Origin of the sequence: Longimicrobium sp. (assembly GCF_036554565.1) — a bacterium.
In the GTDB taxonomy this organism is placed as follows: domain Bacteria; phylum Gemmatimonadota; class Gemmatimonadetes; order Longimicrobiales; family Longimicrobiaceae; genus Longimicrobium.
In genome coordinates this window covers 1-4326 of sequence record NZ_DATBNB010000697.1, presented here as the reverse complement: position 1 = coordinate 4326, position 4326 = coordinate 1, and the positions used below count along the sequence as shown (strand labels likewise).

The 4326-nt window shown below is 72.0% G+C and carries 4 protein-coding genes; 3 read left to right on the top strand and 1 reads right to left on the bottom strand.

Features of this window, described 5'->3' with window-relative positions; translation table 11 throughout:
- The 3 genes from VIB55_RS19530 to VIB55_RS19520 all read left to right on the top strand — a co-directional run.
- Positions 1 to 1038, top strand: a 1038-nt coding sequence (locus tag VIB55_RS19530; RefSeq protein WP_331878345.1) for an aminotransferase class V-fold PLP-dependent enzyme, incomplete at its 5' end; no start/stop codon positions are given.
- Positions 1035 to 2084: an SH3 domain-containing C40 family peptidase gene (locus VIB55_RS19525; protein WP_331878344.1), complete on the top strand. Its 1050-nt coding sequence runs from the start codon at positions 1035 to 1037 to the stop codon at positions 2082 to 2084. The genes VIB55_RS19530 and VIB55_RS19525, both read left to right, overlap by 4 nt.
- Before the next feature lie 366 nt (positions 2085 to 2450).
- Positions 2451 to 3035 (top strand): YdeI/OmpD-associated family protein, encoded by a 585-nt coding sequence (locus VIB55_RS19520; RefSeq protein WP_331878343.1) that lies wholly within the window; start codon positions 2451 to 2453, stop codon positions 3033 to 3035.
- A gap of 15 nt (positions 3036 to 3050) precedes the next feature.
- On the opposite strand, the gene VIB55_RS19515 is transcribed toward VIB55_RS19520, so the two are convergent.
- Positions 3051 to 4326, bottom strand: a 1276-nt coding sequence (locus tag VIB55_RS19515; RefSeq protein WP_331878342.1) for a nitric oxide reductase activation protein NorD, incomplete at its 5' end; no start/stop codon positions are given.

Here is a 4326-nt window from a genome sequence, read left to right as displayed (position 1 = left end):
TACAACCTGCGGCGCTCCAACCCGCATTCGCTGCGAGGTGAGGACTTCGAGCCCACGCTCGTGCGCTGCCGCCAGGCCGCGGCGGCGCTGATCGGCGCGGGGGAGGACGAGATCGCGCTGCTGGCGAACACGAGCTTCGGCCTGAACCTGGCCGCGCTGTCCCTGCCGCTGGAAGCCGGGCGGCGGGTGATCGTCAGCGACCGCGAGTTTCCGGCGAACATGTATCCCTGGCTGGCGCTGGGGCGGCTGCGCGGCGTGCAGGTGGACGTGATCCCTGCGGACGCGCGCGGCAACCCCGACGAGGCGCGCATCCTGGAGGAGCTGGCGCGCGGCGACGTGGGGCTGGTGGCGCTTTCCGCGGTGCAGTTCACCAACGGCTGGCTGGCGGACGGCGAGGCGATCGGCCGCGCCTGCCGCGCGCAGGGCGCCTGGTTCGTCGTGGACGGCATCCAGGCGGTGGGCCAGCTTCCCCTGGACGTGGCCGCGTGGAACGCCGACGTGCTGGCGACGGGCGGGCACAAGTGGCTCTGCTCGCCCTTCGGCACGGGGTTCACGTACGTGCGGCGAGAACTCGTCGAAGTGATGGAGCCGCGGGTGGTGGGATGGACGTCCATGGCGGCGTCGGCGGACCTGGAGCGCCTGCTGGACTACCGCGAGGAGTGGGTGCCCGGCGCGCGCCGCTTCGAGGTGGCCACGCAGCCGTGGCAGGACTACGCCGGGATGGCCGAGTCGCTGGAGATCCTGGTGTCCGCCGACCCCGCGCAGATCCGAACGCACGTGCTGGCGCTGGTGGACCCGCTGGCGGCGTTCCTGGAAGAGCGCGGGGTGGAGATCGTCAGCGACATGCGCCCGGAGCGCCGGACGGGGATCATCTCCTTCCGCCCGGCGGACGCGGCCGGCGCCTACCAGGCGCTCTCGCACGCCGGCGTGGGATGCGTGCTGCGCGAGGGGGCCGTCCGGCTTTCCGCGCACCTGTACAATCAGCCCGAGGACGTGGCCACGGTGATGAACGTGCTGGATGGGTGGATGCCGCGATGAGGGCTGCGGTGGACGACGTGCAGCTGCTGGTGCAGGAGGTGCGCGACCGGTACGCTCCCGACCCGCGCACCGCGGTGTTCGAGGTAGAGGTGGAGGTGCGGGGCGACGCGGTGAAGTTCCTGGGGTTCACCTCCGAGCCGGACGCCGCGCTGGAGCTCCATCGCCGCGCGGCGGCGCTGACGGCGTGGCGCGAGGTGGTAGACGCCGTGCAGGTGCTCCCCGAGGCACACCCGGAAGAGATGGTGCACGCGCTGGTGACCTCGGCCGTGGCACCGATGATGGGAGGGCCGGCCGTCCGCAGCACGCAGGTGTCGCAGGCCGTGCTGGGGAGCCGGCTGATCGTCTTTCGCCGCGAGGGGCGCTGGCTGCAGTGCAAGGGCCCGGACGGCTACATCGGCTGGATCCACGCGGGCTACGTGGCGCTCAAGGACGAGACCGCGGCGCGCGGGTGGGAGCTGGGGGCGGATGGAGACGTGTGGATCTCGCTGGGCGCCGACGTGCTGGCGGATGACGGCGAGGTGCTGATGCGCCTGCCGTGGAACGCCCGCGTGGTCCGCGACGCCGAAGGGCTGGCGCTGCTGCCGGACGGCCGCAAGGGACACGTCCGGGGCGAGCTGATACCGCTCGGCGCTCGCGCCCTTGGCTTTCCCCTGGACGGTGCGGCCGTGGCGGAGTCGTCGGCCCGGTGGATGGGCGTGCCGTACCTGTGGGGCGGGGTGACGATGGGGGGCGTGGACTGCTCGGGCTTCGTGCAGGCGCTCTACAAGCTGCACGGCCACGCGCTCCCCCGCGACTCCGACCAGCAGTCGCGAACCGGCGCGGAGGTGGAGCCGGGCGACGACTTCGCCAACCTGCGCGCGGGCGACCTGCTCTTCTTCGCGGAGGAGCCCGGACGCTGTACGCACGTGGCCATGTCCACCGGCGGCCCGGACATCATCCACGCGTCACTCGGCAACGGCGGAGTGGCCCGCAACGACATGTCCGGCCGCCGCAGCTACGAGCGCGAGCTGCGCCGCATCTTCCTCTGGGCGCGCCGCATGGTGTAGGTCACGCACCTCCGTCGTCTGACGCTCCGCAACATGTCATCCAGAGGCACGGCCACCTGTCCTGCAGACGCGCGGGCAGCCTGTCATCCAGAGGCGCAAGCTCACCGGACCAGCCCAAGCACCGTCCGGTGCGCGCCGAAGGATCTAGCCGCGGCCGGCACGAAGCCAAGGCGCGGCAGCGGTCACAAAGCCGAGGCCTCCAACCCGTCACCAAAGCCGAGGCCTCGGACCCGCCACATCAGCCGAGGCCTCGGGCCGCGGGCGAATGAATTCGCTGCAACGACCACACGAAGTCCACCTTCGTGGACTGGATGCTCTCGTGCCAGGTCGGACATTGTGGCGCGACCTTGAACTTGTGCCACCATCATGAAAGCACCTGCTCCGGAACTGCCGATCATCCTGTTCGACGACCAGGCCGCGTGGGCCGCGTGGCTGGACGAGCACCACGCCGACTCGCCCGGCGCGTGGCTTCGGCTGGCCAAGAAGGGCGCGCCCTATTCCTCCGTCTCGTATGCCGAGGCGCTGGACGTGGCGCTGTGCTACGGGTGGATCGACAGCCAGAAGAAGACCTTCGACGAGCACTCCTTCCTCCAGAAGTTCGGTCCCCGAGGGGCCAGGAGCATTTGGAGCAAGGTGAACCGCGAGAAGATCCAGGCGCTGATCGATGCGGGGCGGATGAAGCCGGCCGGCATCCAGGCCGTGGAAAGCGCCAAGGCGGACGGGCGCTGGGACGCCGCGTACGACCCGGCGAGCACCGCCAGCGTTCCGGACGACCTGCAGGCCGCGCTCGACGCCAATCCCAAGGCGAAGGCGTTCTTCGCCACGCTCAACGGCGCCAACCGCTACGCCATCCTCTTTCGCGTGCAGACGGCCAAGAAGCCGGAGACCCGCGCCAAGCGGATCGCCACGCTGGTGGAGATGCTGGAGCGGAACGAGAAGATCCACGGATGACACGCCGATCCTCGGTCAGCGACGGAAGATCTCGCGGATGACGGCCAGGAGCGCGCGGGGAAGCTGGTCCACGCGGTTCAGGATCACGTGCCCCGTGGCGCCGAAGATCCGCGGGAGGTAGGTGCCGCCCTCCGCATCCACCGTCAGACAAAAGGGGTGCACGCCCCGGGCGCGCGCCTCGACGATGGCCTGCCGCGAGTCCTCGACCGCGTAGCGTCCCTCGTATTCGTCGTCGTCGTAGGGCTTGCCGTCCGAAAGGATCAGCAGCAGGCGCCGCCCCGCCGGCTGTGCGACCAGGGCGGCCGTGGCGTGGCGCACCGCGGCGCCCAGCCGCGTGAAACCTTCGGGCTCCAGCGCGTCTACCCGGCGGCGGACGGCGTCGCCGTTGCGCTCCGCGAACCCCTTGATCTCGCGGATGCGCACGTTGTCGGCGGTGCGCCCGGAAAAGGCGAGGACGGCATACGGATCGCCCAGCGCGTCCAGCGCCTCTGCCGTAAGGAGCACGGCCCGCTTCTCCACGTCCACGATGCGATCGCTCCCCACCGTCTCGGAGGTGGAGCCGCTGATGTCGACCAGCAGGAGGATGGCGACCTCGCGGCGCCGGGGAAGCACCGAGGCGTACAGGCGGTCGTCGCCCCCGTGGCCGGCGCGCAGCTCGCTGAGCATGCGCACGCACGCCGCCAGGTCCAGGTCGTCGCCGCGGGTCTGGCGCGGGATGGTCATCCGCCGGGCGCGCAGCCGCTCGAACTGCTGGCGGATGCGGCGGGCCAGGACCGCGTGCGTCTCCAGCACCCGGCGCGACCACGTGCCGTCCGCCTCGCTGAACGGGTGGATGCGCACCACCGCCCCGGGGGTGCGGTACGCGCCCGCGCGGACGTCCCACTCGGGATACACGTAGCGGGCGCCTTCGGCCTGCTCCGGCGTTTCGTCTGGGCGAGGGCTGGAGTGGCCAGACGCGCTGGCGCCCTCATGGTCCTCCGCCGGCTCCGCGTCCGGTGGACCCTCCGGCGCGTCCGGGTTCTCCGTGTCGTCCTTGGACGAAGGAGCGGCGTCGCTCATGGGAGCGGAGCGGGCGTCCGCGTCCGCGTCCTGGGGCGCGCTGAGCTGCATCGGGTCGTCCGTGGGCAGGGCGTCGGCGGCGGCGCCCTCGGCGGCGGCCAGCAGAGAGCCCCAGTGCGCCACCGGGCGGATGCCGCGGTAGCGCCCCGCCCCGCGGATCTCCGCGGCCAGCTCGCGGGCGCGCCGCAGCGAGCCGGCCGGGGTGCCGCACCCCGCCAGCGCTGGCGGGGGC

What these genes read in the sequence shown, in the direction of transcription:
- VIB55_RS19525 (WP_331878344.1), top strand. Translation starts at nt 1,035, where the DNA reads ATGAGGGCTGCGGTGGACGACGTGCAGCTGCTGGTGCAGGAGGTGCGC.
- VIB55_RS19520 (WP_331878343.1), top strand. Translation starts at nt 2,451, where the DNA reads ATGAAAGCACCTGCTCCGGAACTGCCGATCATCCTGTTCGACGACCAG.